This window comes from Glaesserella parasuis (genome assembly GCF_002015085.1).
Lineage (GTDB): Bacteria > Pseudomonadota > Gammaproteobacteria > Enterobacterales > Pasteurellaceae > Glaesserella > Glaesserella parasuis.
The window spans coordinates 19353-34749 of record NZ_MUXW01000026.1 but is presented as its reverse complement, the minus strand read 5'-3'; the positions used below and the strand labels follow the sequence as shown (position 1 = coordinate 34749).

Below are 15397 nucleotides of genomic sequence, written 5' to 3'. Positions count from 1 at the left end.
CATTTCGTTTTTTAATCACGCGACGAATCACGCTATTAAGCGATTCCACGGTATTCGTGGTATAAATCGCTTTACGAATTCCGTTTAGATCAATGTTGTACAAAAACGGGGACGATGTTTTTAATGCTATTGAGCAACATATTACAGACGAAAGAAAGTGATTTCTGGAAAGGCTATTATCAATCAGGCTATGTTGTGCGTGATGAAATGGTGTTTTAGCGGTATAATCACGTCCCATTTTTGAGAGTATGTATGATAGAACCTATTTTAGAAAACGACTTCGACCGTCTTTTTGAGATCGAACAACAAGCCCATTTAGTGCCTTGGGCGAAAGGAACGCTGTTAAATAGTCAAGGCGAACGTTATTTGAATTTGAAATTATCCGTTGAAAATCATATTGTTGCCTTTGTGATCTGTCAGTTTTTGCTTGATGAAGCGACACTGTTTAATATCACAGTCGATCCTGCCTATCAAGGAAAAGGCTTTGGTAAGCAACTGTTGCAAGCGTTGATCGCTCAGCTTCAACAAAAGCAGATCACGACATTATGGCTTGAAGTGCGAGCTTCAAACACGACTGCACAAAAACTTTACTACTCACTAGGCTTTAATGAAGTGACGGTGCGAAAAAATTACTACCCTACCCAAGACGGTGGGCGAGAGAATGCGGTGGTGATGGCGTTATATATGTAATGAGAAATATATCTCTCGTTAAGTGACAAAAATGGATTTTGTGTAACTTATAACTATCACAAAATCCTTTTTCTGTTTATAATGCGTGATATTTTTTACCGTAGAGAATTTTTATGCAAATCGAACCGCTTATACTTCAAGCCTACATTGCTGATCGTTGGCAGGATATTGCTATTTTGACCTTTCAGGCTGATTATAGTCTCAATGATTTTAGCTATCTCCATGATTTAACAGAAATTTTAAGTGATAATGATAAGGCAGTTTCATTTAACTACCCTGTGGAATTTTTTCCGCATCGCAGTGTATCGGGCTGGTTTGCATTTTTAGATGATATAGTCCCTTCTGGGGCAAGCCGGCGTTATTGGTTGCAAAAACTAGATATTGCTCATTTGCCGATGGCTCAACAAAACTATTTGTTATTAAAACAAGGCACGATTGCACCTGTCGGGCATTTACGAGTTAAGCAAGCGGTCAGTTCTTTTGTCGAAAATGAACCCTCTCGCTTATTTGAAATAGACGATGTTATCAATCGCCAAGCAGACTTTTTGGAATACGCTAATCAGCGTGGGGCAATGGCTGGCGGTGCCACAGGGGCTGGCGGTGAAGCACCGAAATTATTGCTACGCCAAACAGCCACTCGGCAAGTTTGGATTGATAACCTACAACAAGGTGCCTCTTCTGACGATTTCTATTTAGTCAAGTTTCCGCGTGGGAAACGTAGTGTAATAGATTGCGATATATTGAGAGCTGAATTTCACTATTATCACGAATTAGCCTCAATGGGTTTTGACACGATTGATACGACAAAAATGCGATTGGAAGAAGGCGAACGTTACCCGTCGTTGTGGTTACCTCGTTTTGATGTTTATCGTAATGAACAGGGGAAAATGGCTCGTTATGCCGTTGAATCTGTTTATGCTATGTTAGAAAAAGGGGCTGGCTCTTTGCTGGATCACGAAAAGGTTATTCGTCAGTTGATTGCTAAAATTGAAACCTCTCATTTGGTTGAAACAGGAATGTTTTTTGATAAACAAGCTTTTGTGATCGAGTGGGTAAGGCGAGATTTATTGAATATCGCCTTTGGAAATAGCGATAATCACGGGCGAAATACGGCTTTCTTACGCAATCAAAATCGTATTTGGCTTGCTCCAATTTATGATTTTGCCCCAATGAAAGCAGATCCTGAAGGTATTCCTCGCACGACAATGTGGGATAGTAAAGGTCACCCTGCATTAGAATTAGGCGGTGAATATCGTTTTGATCTGATTGCAGAACAGCTTGATGATTTATGTCCAGCCGACAAGTTATTGGATGCTTTGCGTCAAACGGCTCAACAGCTTGTCGGACTTAAAGCACGTTTAGAAGCAAGGGGCGTTCCAACGGCGATTTTGACGTATCCTTCAATCAGTTTGGACTATTTACCTGAAAAATTAAAACGTTGGCAATTATTATCATAATGGAAGAGATCAAACAGGCGAGAGCCTCTAAAAGTAAAAAAACGTTAGATATTTATCAGAGAGCGACTGTGCGAGACGAAATTGCTCGTAAGCTATTGCTCAATGAGATGAGTTTAGGGCAGGCGTTGAAATATCTACGTTTACATCTACTGGCAATGAAACAAGAGCGTTATGCGGAGATTGTCAAAGTTTCTCGCAAAACGTTATCTGATTTAGAAAATGATAAGGGAAATTACAGTATTGATATTATCAATCAGGTGTTACGCCCCTTTGAATTACAACTAGGTGTTGTGCCAATGAACAAAACACTACTCAGACAAGTTTTAAACGAACAAGCGGTCTGATTTTCTTAAAAATTAACAAGAGAACAAAATGAACGAATTAACCACCTTTGAAGAATTAGATTTAAGCCCTGAGCTGTTGCAAGCATTGGAAAAAAAAGGCTATAAACGCCCAACGGCTATTCAGCAAGAAACCATTCCGCCTGCAATGGAAGGGCGAGATGTGTTGGGTTCAGCCCCGACAGGCACAGGAAAAACCGCTGCATTTTTATTGCCAGCGTTACAACATTTGCTCGATCACCCTCGCCGCAATCCTGGTCCACCACGCATTTTAATTTTAACGCCAACCCGTGAATTAGCGATGCAAGTCGCTGAGCAAGCGGAAGAGTTGGCACAATTTACCAACTTGAAAATTGCCACTATTACAGGCGGTGTTGCTTATCAAAACCACGGCGAAGTGTTTAACACTAATCAAGACCTTGTGGTGGCGACACCTGGGCGTTTGCAACAGTATATTCAAGAAGAAAATTTTGATTGCCGTTCTGTCGAGATTTTAATTTTTGATGAAGCGGATCGTATGTTGCAAATGGGGTTCGGGCAAGATGCCGAAAAAATTGCGGCGGAAACCCGTTGGCGTAAATATACTTGGCTATTTTCTGCCACCCTTGAAGGTGAATTGTTAGTCGATTTTGCCGAGCGTATTTTAAATGATCCTGTTCAAATTGATGCAGAGCCAAGTCGCCGTGAACGTAAGAAAATTCAGCAGTGGTATTATCACGCAGATAATCTTGAACATAAAACCAAATTACTTGCTCGTTTGATAAGTGAATTTGAGATTGAGCGAAGCATTGTGTTTGTTCGTCGCCGTGAAAGTGTGCGAGAGCTAAGCGAAACCTTGCGTAAACGTGGTATTCGTTCGACTTATCTAGAAGGCGAAATGGCACAAACACAGCGTAATCAAGCGATTGCTCGCTTAAAAGATGGCGTGGTAAATATGTTGGTGGCAACGGATGTGGCTGCTCGTGGGATTGATATTGATGATGTCGATTTTGTAATTAACTTTGACTTGCCATACAGTGCAGATACTTATCTACACCGTATCGGGCGTACAGCTCGTGCAGGCAAGAAAGGTTCCGCAGTATCGTTAGTCGAAGCTCACGATTACAAGCTACTTGGCAAAATTAAACGCTATACGGAAGAGCCGTTAAAACCGCGTATTATTGAAGGCTTAGCACCACGCACCAAAGCCCCAAAAGATGGTGAGGTGAATACGGTGTCGAAAAAAGAGAAAGCGCGGATTAAGAAAAAGAAAGAAGAGAAAAAAGAGAGCTTGAAGAAGAAAGTGAAAGCCCGTCATAAAGATACCAAGAATATTGGTAAGCAGAGAAAGCCGACGGGGGAACGGGTTGAAAGCTAGAAACAAGTGGGTAGATCTCACACCATTTTTAGTAAATATCAAATATTTTCTTAAAATAATTTGATTGTAGTTTCATAGTATATTATTGAGACTATTATAACTTTCAAATTTGAGGATTGTATGAAAAAACTCACAAAACTGCTATCCCTTACTCTGTTATTTGCCCTTGCTGGTTGTCATTCTGTGCTGGATGCTCCGACTGAAATCACTCAGCCAACGGTGGCAATTCCACATAATGATGCAAAATGGCAACAACATCTTGCACAATTAACACAAATCAACGCCTATTCGGCGAAAGGGCAATTTGGCTATATTTCTCCTGAGGAACGTTTTTCTTCCCATTTTGATTGGCAATATAAAACCCCGACGAACTTTGGGCTGACGATGTCTTCAAATTTATCAAGCAAATCATTGAAATTGCAACGTAATGTCTATGGAATGACCATTTCTGATAGCGAGGGGCGTTCTCGCACTGAAGCAGATGTGGCGATGTTAATGGAAGAGATTATCGGCGTTTCATTCCCGATAGATCAATTTGCCTATTGGGTGAAAGGTCAGCCTGAGCAACAGTCAAACTATGTTGTGAATGAAAAACGTCAGTTGGCTCAATTTGATTATGCGGTCAATGGGACGTTGTGGAAAGTTCGTTTTGTGGAATATCACGAAGATCGCCAGCCAAATTTGCCTAAGTTGATTGTGTTGGAAAATGGTTCTCAAACCTTGAAAATTCGTATTGATCATTGGGCGTACTAATATGGCAACTTTCACTTTTCCAAGTCCTGCAAAACTTAATCTTTTTTTGTATATTACAGGTAAGCGGTCTGATGGCTATCACGAACTGCAAACGCTGTTTCAGTTTGTAGATTTTGGTGATGAGATTGAGATTGAGCTTCGCCAAGATCCGATTATTCATTTAACTAACCAGATTGATGGTGTGGCTGTTGAGCAAAATCTGATTTATCGTGCCGCAAAATTGTTGCAAGAAAAGACCGCTTGTCCGTTGGGGGCGAACATTGGGGTGACTAAACGCTTGCCGATGGGAGGGGGTGTTGGTGGTGGTTCGTCAAATGCGGCGACGGTGTTAGTTGCGTTGAATGAGCTTTGGCAAACAGGGCTTTCCCTTGAGCAACTTGCTGAAATGGGATTAACCTTGGGGGCAGATGTGCCGATTTTTGTGCGAGGTATTGCGGCTTTTGCTGAGGGAGTTGGTGAAAAATTAACGCCTTGTCAGCCAAAAGAGAAGTGGTATGTGGTGTTAAAGCCCGATGAGGCGATTGCGACCGCTTCGATTTTTAAGCACCCCGATTTAACTCGTGATACTCCAAAACGTACTTTAGCAGAACTGCTTGATGCCCCTTTCGCAAACGATTGCGAAAAAATTGTCCGAGATCTGTATTCAAAGGTTGATGATCTACTAAATTGGTTGGTACAATACGCACCGTCTCGGCTAACAGGCACTGGTGCTTGTGTGTTTGCCGAATTTGATTGTGAAGATGAGGCTCGCCGTGTGTTTGCTCTAAAACCTGAAAATGTTGAGGGCTTTGTGGCACAAGGCAGAAATGTTTCCCCTTTACATAAAACGCTCAATTTATATCCTTAAAAATCTACATCTAGAGGTTTATCCAAAATGCCTGATATTAAACTCTTCGCTGGAAACGCTACTCCTGAATTAGCAAAACGAATTGCTGAACGTCTTTATATTTCTCTCGGTGATGCAACAGTAGGTCGTTTCAGCGATGGTGAGATCCAAGTGCAGATCAATGAAAATGTGCGTGGAGGGGACATTTTTATTGTGCAATCAACCTGTGCACCAACGAATGATAATTTAATGGAGTTGATCGTAATGGTTGATGCACTTCGTCGTGCTTCGGCAGGTCGTATTACCGCCGTAATTCCTTACTTTGGTTATGCTCGTCAAGATCGTCGTGTGCGTTCAGCGCGTGTGCCGATTACCGCTAAAGTGGTTGCTGATTTCCTTTCAAGTGTGGGGGTGGATCGTGTATTAACTTGCGATCTACACGCAGAACAGATCCAAGGCTTCTTTGATGTGCCTGTGGATAACGTTTTCGGTTCGCCTGTGTTAATCGAAGATATTTTAAAGAAAACCGATTTAGTTAATCCGATTGTGGTTTCACCTGATATTGGCGGTGTGGTGCGTGCAAGGGCTATTGCAAAATTATTAAATGATGCGGATATGGCGATTATTGATAAACGTCGTCCGAAAGCGAATGTGGCTCAAGTAATGCATATTATCGGTGATGTGGCAGATCGTGATTGTATCTTAGTTGATGATATGATCGATACTGGCGGCACATTAGTTAAAGCCGCAGAAGCATTAAAAGAGCGTGGCGCTCGTCGTGTATTTGCTTATGCAACACACGCTGTTTTCTCTGGCAGTGCGGCGAAAAACTTAGCGAATGATGCGCTTGATGAAGTGATTGTGACAGATACTATTCCACTTTCTGCGGAGATCCGTGCATTAAATAAAGTGCGTGTATTAACCTTATCAGGAATGTTGGCAGAAGCTATTCGTCGTATTAGCAACGAAGAGTCTATTTCTGCAATGTTCAGCCATTAATCAAAAGCCCAACCGAAAGGTTGGGTTTTTGATTTCTAATGTATGGCATTGATTTTTAGAAAGCAAAATTAATTCTTCCCCCATAAATGGGGGAAGTCCCTTCGTGAAGCGAAGGGGATGGGGGCGGAAAGAATATTTAATTCTCCCCCATCCGCCCTTCGGGCACCTTCCCCCGCAAGCGGGGGAAGAATTTTCTTTCTTTCCCTCAAACGAGGGAAGAATTGTAATTTTATATTCATACAAATGATGTACCCACTTATCAAAAAAGCACTCTTTAATCTTGATGCGGAAAACGCCCATCAATTTGCTATTCAATCTTTAAAATTATTCGGCAAAACCCCGTTTTCTTTGGCTTGTTCGCTTCCCGACAATCCGACTGAAGTAATGGGGTTGCGTTTCAAAAACCCTATCGGTTTAGCCGCAGGGGCGGATAAAAATGGCGAGGCGATTGATGGCTTTGCTAAATTAGGTTTCGGTTTTATTGAAGTTGGCACTGTCACCCCCGTTGCACAAGACGGTAATCCACGTCCACGACAGTTCCGTATTCTTGAAGCCGAAGGCATTATCAACCGTAACGGCTTTAATAATCTTGGGGTTGATGTGCTGATTGAAAATGTAAAAAAGGCAAAATATAACGGCATTCTTGGGATCAATATCGGGAAAAACGCAATCACCCCGATTGAACATAGCTTGGACGATTATCAAATTTGCTTACGCAAAGTCTATCCACACGCCAGTTATGTGACGGTCAATATCTCATCGCCGAACACTAAAAATCTGCGTTCTTTGCAATATGGCGAGGCACTTGACGATCTGTTACGCTCACTTAAAGCCGAACAAGCCCAACTTTCGCAAAAATTTGGGGGGTACAAGCCGCTTGTTTTGAAGATCGCCCCTGATCTCACCGCCAAAGAAATCGCGTCTGTTGCGGACAGTCTTGTCCGCCACCAAATTGACGGTGTTATTGCTGGCAACACGACACTTTCACGAGATAGCATCGCAGGCTTGCCTTTTGCGGATCAGCAAGGGGGGCTAAGTGGCAAACCGTTAAATGCACTAAGCACTCAACTTATTTCGCAACTTTCTCAAGAGTTAAACGGCAAACTGCCTATTATCGGCAGTGGCGGTATTCATTCGGTGCAATCAGGGCAAGAAAAAATCAACGCAGGGGCAAGTTTATTGCAACTCTATTCTGCGATGATTTATCAAGGCCCGGATTTAGTACGGCAGTTGGTTAGGAAAATTTCTATTTAGGGATGGTTTTACAAACTTCTAAGAGTCCCCCATCCGCCCTTCGGGCACCTTCCCCCATTTATGGGGGAAGCCCCCGAGCTTGCGAGGGGGATGGGGGCTAGCGAGGGGAATACACACCAGCTAAACAATACTCACATATCGATCAACATCAGGAATAAAGCCTGCTTCTTTGCTGTATCCAACTGCAATGGTATATTCATAGCTACCTGAGCCAATAGCGGTAACATTCGTATTTCCTTTTACAGCTGTCGCGGCAATAGAAATCACTCCTGATGGCACCTGTAGAGTAACACGATCATCCACTACTAAGGATGTTTGTTCTGCCCTATGGGCATCAGCCTTAATCGATTGACGGGTACCTTCCGTCGTTTCATATTCCCAACTAAAGTTATAATATCTAACAATCCCTGATTTCTTCTAATAACAAGTTGTTCATCAACAATTTTAGTGAAAAAGACTTTAAGGGGTTCTCCTGATTTATCAACAAGATGATAAGTTTTACCTGAAGCCGCAGAAAGAGTTTTATTAGTGAGTGATAAAGGAATAGAGGAGCGCATAGTTAAACCTTAATTTGTCAAAGAAAAATGAATTCCGAAACCGTTTGCCAAAATGGATATATTGTATTTTTTTAAGGGGGGTAGTCAAGCGGAACGATGTGTAGCAAGGCAATCAGGAGGTTTAGAGAGGTTTTTTCGGTGTATAGACAAAAGTTTTTATGGGGTTAATAATTGGGGGGAAATCTTAATGTTTTAAGGCTAAGTTAGATTAATTGATTTGATAATCTAACGTAGCACTTTGCATTTTTAATATGTTATCTTGTCCCATACACCACGATAGTTTTACCATGTGCAGAAATTAACCCTTCATCCTCAAGCATTTTCAAAATACGACCTACAGTTTCTCGTGAGCAACCAACCATTTGACCAATTTCTTGGCGAGTAATTTTAATCTGCATACCCTGAGGGTGAGTCATCGCATCAGGCATTTTAGCTAAATTCATCAATGTTTGAGCAATACGACCTGTTACATCAAGAAATGCTAGGTTGCTAACCTGCCTTGATGTCATTCGTAAACGGCGAGCCATCTGTGCGGATAAATACATCAAAATATCTGGATTAAGATGCACTAATTGCTTGAATTTTTTATAAGAAATTTCAGCAATTTCACAGTTACCTTTAGTTCTTACCCAAGCAGTGCGAGGCTGAGCCTTTTCTTCAAAAAGGCTGATTTCACCGACAAATTCGCCTTGGCCTAAATTGGTTAATAACATCTCCTTGCCTTCTTCATCCTTGATAAAGACAGACACAGCTCCGCTGACAATATAAAACAGTGATTCAGCATCTTCACCTGCGTGAATTAAAGTATATTTTGCTGGATAACGATGAATATGACAGTGAGTTAAAAACCATTCCACCGCAGGATCGTGAATGGATGGTAATGGGCTGACATCTTCAAGCTGTGCGGTTGAGATTGAAACATCTTGCATAGAAACCTCTATAAATCATTTATAGTTGATATAGCTTAATACTACGTCAAGAATTTTAGCATAAATTTACAAATTCCCTAAGAAAGATTTTTTATCTTTAATATCAATGCTTTCGTGCAATTCTGACCAAACAATTACAACTTTATCGGCTTTTAACTGAGCTAATAAACGTTCTCGTTTTTCTGCGAGTGTGAGTTCTCGCTCCCCATAATCTGTTCCTTCTCTCAAAATAAAAGAATCTAAAACATTATATAGGGTGCTTTCTTCAAGTTCTTGCCAAGGGATAATCATCTTTTTCCTAGTAGAATAATGGCTTAATCAGTTGCCACTGTTTTTCAAAATGTTGATGTTGATTAAAGCCAAAATTTGAGCGAACAAGGCGTAAAAATTGCCCTTCACAGAAATTCACCAAGTAAACAGACAATGCTCGTTCATCAGCAAAAGCCCTGCCCTCACGCAATTTACGCATTTGCAATAAATTCATAAATTGCAGTTCTAATCCTTCAAAGAATTTTGCGACACGAGCTTTGAGTAACTCATCTTCAAACATTAATGCGTGTCCTGTTAGAATACGTGTCACCCCAGGGTTCTTTTGTGCAAATTCTAAGATAGTTTGTAAAATCGCTTTTACTGCCAATTCGGTATTTTCTTGGCGTTTACTTGCATTGATATAGCTCGTTAATGTCATCTCAATCCGTTCAATCAAAGCCTCAAACATCTTGGTTTTACTCGGAAAATAGCGATATAGAGCCCCTTCTGATACCCCAACCGCTTTGGCAAGTCGCTCCGTGGTAACACGTTGCATACCTTCTTCCGAGTTAAGTAAGCCGATTAAAACTTCTAACACTTGCTGTTGGCGTTCTTTTACCGATTTTTTCGGCATTTTGATTACAGGTTCTGTCATTTTCTATCCTATTGTTTACCTGAATGACCAAAGCCGCCTTCGCCACGGTCGGTTGCAGTAAATTCTTCTACGATATTAAATTGTGCCTGCACCACAGGAACAAAAACGAGCTGAGCAATACGAACGCCTACTTCAATCGTAAACGGCTTATCGCTACGGTTCCAAAGAGACACCATTAACGGACCTTGATAATCGCTGTCGATTAAGCCAACCAAGTTACCCAATACGATGCCGTTTTTATGCCCAAGCCCTGAACGAGGCAAAATTACCGCTGCCAAGTTTGGATCGGCGATATAAACCGAAATCCCCGTTGGAATTAACACTGTCTGTCCTGCTTCTACGGTTAAAGGTTGCTCCACTAATGCCCGTAAATCTAACCCTGCTGAACCTGCTGTTGCATAAGTTGGCAATGGAAATTCTGTGCCAATTCGTTTATCTAAAATTTTTAAGTCGATTTGTTTCATTCTTTATCCTTATATCTTGTCACAATTTCTGCTACTAATCCTTCCGCCAATTTTCCTTTATCTGCAAGCGGTAAAATTTTCTCGCCATTTTGCCAAAAGAGCTGCAGTGAGTTTTGATCTTGCCCGAACACCTGTCCGCCAGAGACATCATTGGCACAGATTAGATCTAAATTCTTACGTTGTAACTTGTCTTTCGCATAATCTGCTACATTTTGCGTTTCAGCAGCAAACCCCACGACAAAAGGGCGATTTTGAGCAAGATGAGCCACCGTAGCGATAATATCGGGATTTTTTACCAGTTTTAAAGTCAGTTCATCATTATTGCCTGTTTTTTTGATTTTTTGCTCCGCAATCTGTTCCACACGGTAATCTGCGACCGCCGCACAGCCGATAAAAATTGCATTTTTTTGTGCCAAACTCACCGCTTGTTCCGCCATTTGTTGTGCAGAAATCACGTCAATACGGCTAACATTCTGCGGTGTGGCTAAATTAACAGGGCCTGCAATCAAGGTGACTTTTGCCCCACGTTTAGCGAAGGCTTCCGCGATCGCAAAGCCCATTTTGCCTGAACTGTGATTGCTGATATAACGCACAGGATCGATCGCTTCACGCGTTGGGCCTGCGGTAATCACCACGCTTAAGTCAGCAAGATCCTGCGATTGCGTAAAATGATCTTCAATCGCTTGGAAAATCTCACTCGGCTCAGACATTCTGCCTTTGCCTATATCGCCGCAGGCTTGAAAGCCAGCGTTAGGCCCAATAATCGAAACGCCTTGCTCTATTAAACTTTGCAAATTTTCCTGCACAATTGACCGCTTGTACATCTGCTGGTTCATTGCTGGTGCAAGTAAAATTGGTGAAGCGGTCGCAAGACAAATGGTAGAAAGCAAATCATTGCCCATGCCAATACGCAGCCGTGCAATAAAGTCAGCTGTTGCAGGGGCAATCACGACTAAATCAGCCCATTTCGCCAATTCAATATGCCCCATTGCTAATTCTGCTTGTGGATCAAGTAAAGAAGTTGAAACTGCATTACCTGAAATAGCTTGCAAAGTCAGCGGTGTTACAAAGGCCTCTGCCGCAGGGGTCATTGCTACTCGCACTTCTGCTCCCGCTGTTTTTAATAAACGGATTAACTCAATGGTTTTGTAAGCCGCAATACCGCCAGTAATGCCGATAAGGATTTTTTTATCTTTTAACATAACGAATCATCTTTATGATGGATTTTCTGTTCGCTATTCTACGCAAATAGGTACTCACTCACAACGCCCTATTTTTGCGATCTTTGTCGAAAAAAGAGAAAAAGCCTTTTGAATCAAGGAGGGAAGATTTTTATGCTGTTTGCACTTTTTAACTAATTGAACAAAAAATATGAATGAAAGTTCTTATGAATTAATGCCAAGAGAAAAATTACTAAAATTTGGGGCAGAAGCTTTAAGTGATGCGGAGCTATTGGCAATCTTTTTACGCACAGGAATTAAAGGGATACCTGTAATGGATCTATCAGAAAGTGTATTAACTGCCTTTGGCTCATTACGAGGATTGCTGTCAGCGACATTAGAGGATTTTTGTAAAATCAAAGGGTTAGGGCAAATTCAGTACATTCAACTTCAGGCTACGAAAGAGATGACGAAACGCTATCTATCCCAACAAATGAAAGTCAATGAAATGGTAGATAGTCCCTATTTGGCGGTAATGTATTTTCAATCGGAATTAGAATCTTGGGAGCGAGAGGTGTTTATGGTGATCTTTTTAGATAACCAAAATAGGCTAATTAAAACAGAAAAAATGTTTTATGGCACGATCAACCAAGCATCTGTTCATCCTCGTGAAATCATCAAAGAGGCCTTAAAGTGTAATGCTGCTGCCATTTTAGTTGCTCATAACCACCCATCTGGCAATTGTAATCCAAGTGAGGCTGATCGCTTTCTAACTCGAAAAATCGAAATGGCGTGCGATTTAGTCGATATTCGCTTTGTTGATCATATTATTGTTGGCAAAGGTGACTATTTTTCGTTCGAAGAAGAGAAGTTTGAACAGGAAAATTACGAATTTTCCCCTTGTTTAGATGAGCTAAAGCAAGTATAATTCACAGTCTTTAAAATAGTCTGTGGGTCGGGTGTATGTACCTGACGAGGTCGTCAGATTGAGTTGAGCCTTTCTGAACGCCCGAACCATTTAGCTTAAGCTTAAGTAATATCGGAGAATTGAAAATGTCTAGAGTCTGTCAAGTAACAGGCAAGCGTCCAGCAGTTGGTAACAACCGCTCGCACGCAATGAATGCGACTAAACGTCGTTTTCTTCCAAACCTTCACACTCACCGTTTCTGGGTTGAGAGCGAAAACCGTTTCGTAACTTTACGCTTAACAGCGAAAGGTATGCGTATTATTGATAAAAAAGGCATCGATGCAGTATTAGCTGAAATCCGTGCTCGTGGCGAAAAAATCTAAGGAGCTAACAAATGGCAGCTAAAGGTAATCGCGAGAAGATCAAATTAGTTTCTACTGCTGAAACTGGTCACTTCTACACAACAACAAAAAACAAACGTAATATGCCAGAAAAAATGGAAATCAAAAAATTTGATCCAGTTGTGCGTAAACACGTTGTTTATAAAGAAGCCAAAATCAAATAATTTGCTTACTTATATTAAGAACCCAGCGAAAGCTGGGTTTTTTTATTTCTATTATTTTCTCAGTATTCTATTAAATTTTATTTGAAGTGATAACAATTTTCATTTATGATTATTTCTGAGTGTTTTACTTGGTTTTTACCTAATAGGAGTTTTAATGTCAAATATAGCTTTTCGTATGAGCTTAATTACTTTAGCCATTACAAGCGGGGCAGCTTATGCCAATACACTGGTTTTGGATACTGTTGAAGTAAAAGAAAAAAATACAATCATTGCGGATGATGCCAAAATACAAAATTTAAGAGAACTTTTTGCTAATAAGACAGAAGTTGGTGTTGGTGGTGGAAGTGATTCTGCGCAATATCTCTCTATTCGTAGCGCAGGTCAAAATCGGGTTAATTTAGTTGTGGATAATACCGAAACAGGAACACAACTTTGGTACCACCAGGGGCGCTTTCAGTTTGATCCCGTCATGATGAAAAATATTCGTGTAGATAAAGGTGCTGGTTCAGCCAGTGCTGGAATTGGTAAGACGAGTGGTGCAATAAGAGCGGAGACTGTGGATGCAAAAGATTTACTAAAAGAAGGAAATGCTTTTGGCGCAAGAGTCGGTACGACTTATAACAGTAATAAAGGTATTCGTGGAAATCTTTCTGTATATGGTTATCATCAAGGATTAGATGTATTGGCGACAGGTAGCTGGGTTGATAATAAAAATTATAAAGGTGGAAAAGGCTATATAAATGGTGTAAGTAAAACTAATGAGGCAATTAATACAGCTCGTCAACAAGCAAACTATTTAGCTAAAGTTGGTTATGATATTAATGAGAATCACCATATAGGATTTAGTTTTCGTCAAGAGCACTATTATGGTGATAGTGCAGAACGTCCGGAGTTCGCTCATTGGGTATCTCCTGGTCCGATTGAGGATACTCAACGTACATATAATTTAAATTATACTGGAACGAACCTTGGATTTATTCGAGATCTAGATGCCAACCTATTCTATATTCATTTAAAAGATGAACGTTTAGCTTATGAGCAAGGTCAAAGAAATACAAACTTTATACAGGGAGAACGAGTTTCTCAAACACATACTAAGGGAGCTAATCTTAATTTTACTAGCCCATTATTCAGTGAACATCTGCTTAAATATGGAATAAATTTACGCAATGAATCTGTAGAAAGCCAAAACCAACGCAGAGGAAGTTTGAAAGGTGAAAGTAAAAAAGAGTATGGATTGTATTTAGAAGCTATTTGGGCAATTCAGAAAGTTACTTTAACAACAGGCGTTCGCTACGACCATTTCAGCTTAAATACATTAGGCAAACCAAATAGTACTAAAATTCATGCTTCTGAGGGGAAAGTGAATCCTAGCTTGAATGTAATTTGGGATATCACCTCAAACTTGGCATTGAAGACAAAATTGAATTATGCCAGCCGTTCCCCAGCGTTAGCCACAGCTAATACTATAACAGATAACCGTGCAAATTTAGCACAAGTTCGTGGAAGGAGAGATGTTGATAGTAATCTAAAACCTGAACAATCACGTCTAGCAGAAGTCGGTTTTGAATGGAAACATTCAGGAGCTAGACTTGTAGCAAGCCTTTTTGATGAAAAAGTAACGAATTATTACTCCGGAGTTACTGCTCCTACTATAACAAATCTTGGCAATCTTAGAACTAGAGGATATGATGCTGAAGCATCTTATGAAATTGCAGGGCTAAAAATTGGTGTTGGAGCAAGTTATTCAAGAGCTACCCCTGAAGGCTTTAAACTTTCGGGGGATGTTTTGGATATTGTACCTAAAGGTCGCCAATGGAAAACAACCCTTTCCTATACATTTGAGAATCCAAATCTAGAGATAGGATATAGAGGGCGTTATGCAGAAGCTAAAACCTTTGTGATTACGACTAGAAGTGGCGATGAAAGAATTCGTAAAGCTGGTTACGGAGTACACGATATTTATGCTAATCTGAGATTACTCAAAGATGATTTAAGTCTCGACTTTGCTATTAATAATATTGGAAATAAACGATATCAAAGTCATAGCCAACGTTTACATTCACATATAAACCCTGGCCGTCAGTACATTATTGGGGCAAACTATAGATTCTAATTTTTTAATAATGTGATCTAAGCGGTAGGATTTACGAATCTTGCCGCTTTTTTATTAGATTTTGTCTAAAAATAAATTTTCTTATCTTAAGACTTTCTTAAGATTTCTCTGTTTTAAT

General features: G+C 40.6%; 19 protein-coding genes. 12 read left to right on the top strand and 7 right to left on the bottom strand.

The genetic code is table 11. The features are described from left to right. Positions 1 to 252: 252 nt before the first annotated feature. The 8 genes from rimI to pyrD all read left to right on the top strand — a co-directional run bounded on the left by rimI (position 253) and on the right by pyrD (position 7677). Positions 253 to 690, top strand: a complete 438-nt coding sequence (gene rimI / locus B0183_RS07380) for a ribosomal protein S18-alanine N-acetyltransferase (protein WP_035523310.1) — start codon at positions 253 to 255, stop codon at positions 688 to 690. Between the two features lie 113 nt (positions 691 to 803). Further along, the gene (locus tag B0183_RS07375; RefSeq protein WP_021111224.1) at positions 804 to 2147 is read left to right on the top strand and encodes a type II toxin-antitoxin system HipA family toxin; all 1344 of its coding nucleotides are present in this window, start codon (positions 804 to 806) and stop codon (positions 2145 to 2147) included. Next, the gene (locus tag B0183_RS07370; protein ID WP_223300026.1) at positions 2129 to 2491 is read left to right on the top strand and encodes a helix-turn-helix transcriptional regulator; all 363 of its coding nucleotides are present in this window, start codon (positions 2129 to 2131) and stop codon (positions 2489 to 2491) included. Before B0183_RS07375 ends, B0183_RS07370 begins: the two co-directional genes overlap by 19 nt. A 28-nt stretch (positions 2492 to 2519) precedes the next feature. After that, positions 2520 to 3845: an ATP-dependent RNA helicase SrmB gene (gene srmB, locus B0183_RS07365; protein ID WP_078208582.1), complete on the top strand. Its 1326-nt coding sequence runs from the start codon at positions 2520 to 2522 to the stop codon at positions 3843 to 3845. A gap of 120 nt (positions 3846 to 3965) precedes the next feature. Continuing rightward, complete coding sequence (lolB, locus tag B0183_RS07360; protein WP_021110345.1) at positions 3966 to 4598, top strand: lipoprotein insertase outer membrane protein LolB; 633 nt, start codon at positions 3966 to 3968, stop codon at positions 4596 to 4598. Between the two features lies 1 nt (position 4599). Next, positions 4600 to 5445, top strand: a complete 846-nt coding sequence (gene ispE, locus B0183_RS07355) for a 4-(cytidine 5'-diphospho)-2-C-methyl-D-erythritol kinase (protein ID WP_021113204.1) — start codon at positions 4600 to 4602, stop codon at positions 5443 to 5445. Between the two features lie 27 nt (positions 5446 to 5472). After that, the gene (locus B0183_RS07350; protein ID WP_005713153.1) at positions 5473 to 6423 is read left to right on the top strand and encodes a ribose-phosphate pyrophosphokinase; all 951 of its coding nucleotides are present in this window, start codon (positions 5473 to 5475) and stop codon (positions 6421 to 6423) included. Positions 6424 to 6669: 246 nt separating this feature from the next. Continuing rightward, on the top strand, positions 6670 to 7677 hold the full coding sequence (gene pyrD / locus B0183_RS07345; protein ID WP_016528414.1) for a quinone-dependent dihydroorotate dehydrogenase: 1008 nt from the start codon (positions 6670 to 6672) through the stop codon (positions 7675 to 7677). Positions 7678 to 7797: 120 nt separating this feature from the next. Here the strand turns inward: pyrD and B0183_RS12330 are convergent, their stop codons facing one another. From B0183_RS12330 to coaBC, 7 genes are all read right to left on the bottom strand, one after another. After that, entirely contained in the window at positions 7798 to 7944 is a 147-nt protein-coding gene (locus B0183_RS12330) for a hypothetical protein (RefSeq protein WP_021110348.1), read from the bottom strand. Positions 7945 to 7982: 38 nt separating this feature from the next. Further along, positions 7983 to 8234, bottom strand: coding sequence for a hypothetical protein (locus B0183_RS07335; protein ID WP_223300025.1), 252 nt, complete (start codon positions 8232 to 8234; stop codon positions 7983 to 7985). A 254-nt stretch (positions 8235 to 8488) separates the two neighbouring features. Then, a complete protein-coding gene (gene crp / locus B0183_RS07330; RefSeq protein WP_005713163.1) occupies positions 8489 to 9163 on the bottom strand; it encodes a cAMP-activated global transcriptional regulator CRP in 675 nt (224 codons plus the stop codon). A 66-nt stretch (positions 9164 to 9229) separates the two neighbouring features. Beyond that, complete coding sequence (locus B0183_RS07325; RefSeq protein ID WP_005713165.1) at positions 9230 to 9454, bottom strand: YheU family protein; 225 nt, start codon at positions 9452 to 9454, stop codon at positions 9230 to 9232. 7 nt (positions 9455 to 9461) lie between these two features. Continuing rightward, positions 9462 to 10067: a nucleoid occlusion factor SlmA gene (slmA, locus tag B0183_RS07320; protein WP_021114417.1), complete on the bottom strand. Its 606-nt coding sequence runs from the start codon at positions 10065 to 10067 to the stop codon at positions 9462 to 9464. Between the two features lie 8 nt (positions 10068 to 10075). Then, positions 10076 to 10531, bottom strand: coding sequence for a dUTP diphosphatase (dut, locus tag B0183_RS07315; RefSeq protein WP_021114418.1), 456 nt, complete (start codon positions 10529 to 10531; stop codon positions 10076 to 10078). Continuing rightward, the gene (gene coaBC / locus B0183_RS07310; RefSeq protein ID WP_021114419.1) at positions 10528 to 11733 is read right to left on the bottom strand and encodes a bifunctional phosphopantothenoylcysteine decarboxylase/phosphopantothenate--cysteine ligase CoaBC; all 1206 of its coding nucleotides are present in this window, start codon (positions 11731 to 11733) and stop codon (positions 10528 to 10530) included. Before coaBC ends, dut begins: the two co-directional genes overlap by 4 nt. 169 nt (positions 11734 to 11902) lie before the next feature. Between coaBC and radC the strand changes: the two genes are divergently transcribed. The 4 genes from radC (at position 11903) to B0183_RS07290 (ending at position 15279) form a co-directional block, all read left to right on the top strand. Continuing rightward, positions 11903 to 12619, top strand: a complete 717-nt coding sequence (gene radC / locus B0183_RS07305; protein WP_021113221.1) for a RadC family protein — start codon at positions 11903 to 11905, stop codon at positions 12617 to 12619. A 125-nt stretch (positions 12620 to 12744) separates the two neighbouring features. Next, positions 12745 to 12981 carry a 50S ribosomal protein L28 gene (gene rpmB, locus B0183_RS07300; protein WP_006251446.1) on the top strand — a complete coding sequence of 79 codons (237 nt, stop codon included), beginning with the start codon at positions 12745 to 12747 and terminating at the stop codon, positions 12979 to 12981. A gap of 11 nt (positions 12982 to 12992) precedes the next feature. Then, complete coding sequence (rpmG, locus tag B0183_RS07295; RefSeq protein ID WP_005624479.1) at positions 12993 to 13163, top strand: 50S ribosomal protein L33; 171 nt, start codon at positions 12993 to 12995, stop codon at positions 13161 to 13163. Positions 13164 to 13317: 154 nt separating this feature from the next. After that, positions 13318 to 15279, top strand: a complete 1962-nt coding sequence (locus tag B0183_RS07290) for a TonB-dependent receptor domain-containing protein (protein WP_075606358.1) — start codon at positions 13318 to 13320, stop codon at positions 15277 to 15279. Positions 15280 to 15397 lie beyond the last annotated feature (118 nt).

Coding starts and splice junctions, on each gene's coding strand:
- rimI (WP_035523310.1), top strand. CDS start 253: ATGATAGAACCTATTTTAGAAAACGACTTCGACCGTCTTTTTGAGATC.
- B0183_RS07375 (WP_021111224.1), top strand. CDS start 804: ATGCAAATCGAACCGCTTATACTTCAAGCCTACATTGCTGATCGTTGG.
- srmB (WP_078208582.1), top strand. CDS start 2,520: ATGAACGAATTAACCACCTTTGAAGAATTAGATTTAAGCCCTGAGCTG.
- lolB (WP_021110345.1), top strand. CDS start 3,966: ATGAAAAAACTCACAAAACTGCTATCCCTTACTCTGTTATTTGCCCTT.
- ispE (WP_021113204.1), top strand. CDS start 4,600: ATGGCAACTTTCACTTTTCCAAGTCCTGCAAAACTTAATCTTTTTTTG.
- B0183_RS07350 (WP_005713153.1), top strand. CDS start 5,473: ATGCCTGATATTAAACTCTTCGCTGGAAACGCTACTCCTGAATTAGCA.
- pyrD (WP_016528414.1), top strand. CDS start 6,670: ATGTACCCACTTATCAAAAAAGCACTCTTTAATCTTGATGCGGAAAAC.
- B0183_RS07335 (WP_223300025.1), bottom strand. CDS start 8,234: ATGCGCTCCTCTATTCCTTTATCACTCACTAATAAAACTCTTTCTGCG.
- crp (WP_005713163.1), bottom strand. CDS start 9,163: ATGCAAGATGTTTCAATCTCAACCGCACAGCTTGAAGATGTCAGCCCA.
- B0183_RS07325 (WP_005713165.1), bottom strand. CDS start 9,454: ATGATTATCCCTTGGCAAGAACTTGAAGAAAGCACCCTATATAATGTT.
- slmA (WP_021114417.1), bottom strand. CDS start 10,067: ATGACAGAACCTGTAATCAAAATGCCGAAAAAATCGGTAAAAGAACGC.
- dut (WP_021114418.1), bottom strand. CDS start 10,531: ATGAAACAAATCGACTTAAAAATTTTAGATAAACGAATTGGCACAGAA.
- coaBC (WP_021114419.1), bottom strand. CDS start 11,733: ATGTTAAAAGATAAAAAAATCCTTATCGGCATTACTGGCGGTATTGCG.
- radC (WP_021113221.1), top strand. CDS start 11,903: ATGAATGAAAGTTCTTATGAATTAATGCCAAGAGAAAAATTACTAAAA.
- rpmB (WP_006251446.1), top strand. CDS start 12,745: ATGTCTAGAGTCTGTCAAGTAACAGGCAAGCGTCCAGCAGTTGGTAAC.
- rpmG (WP_005624479.1), top strand. CDS start 12,993: ATGGCAGCTAAAGGTAATCGCGAGAAGATCAAATTAGTTTCTACTGCT.
- B0183_RS07290 (WP_075606358.1), top strand. CDS start 13,318: ATGTCAAATATAGCTTTTCGTATGAGCTTAATTACTTTAGCCATTACA.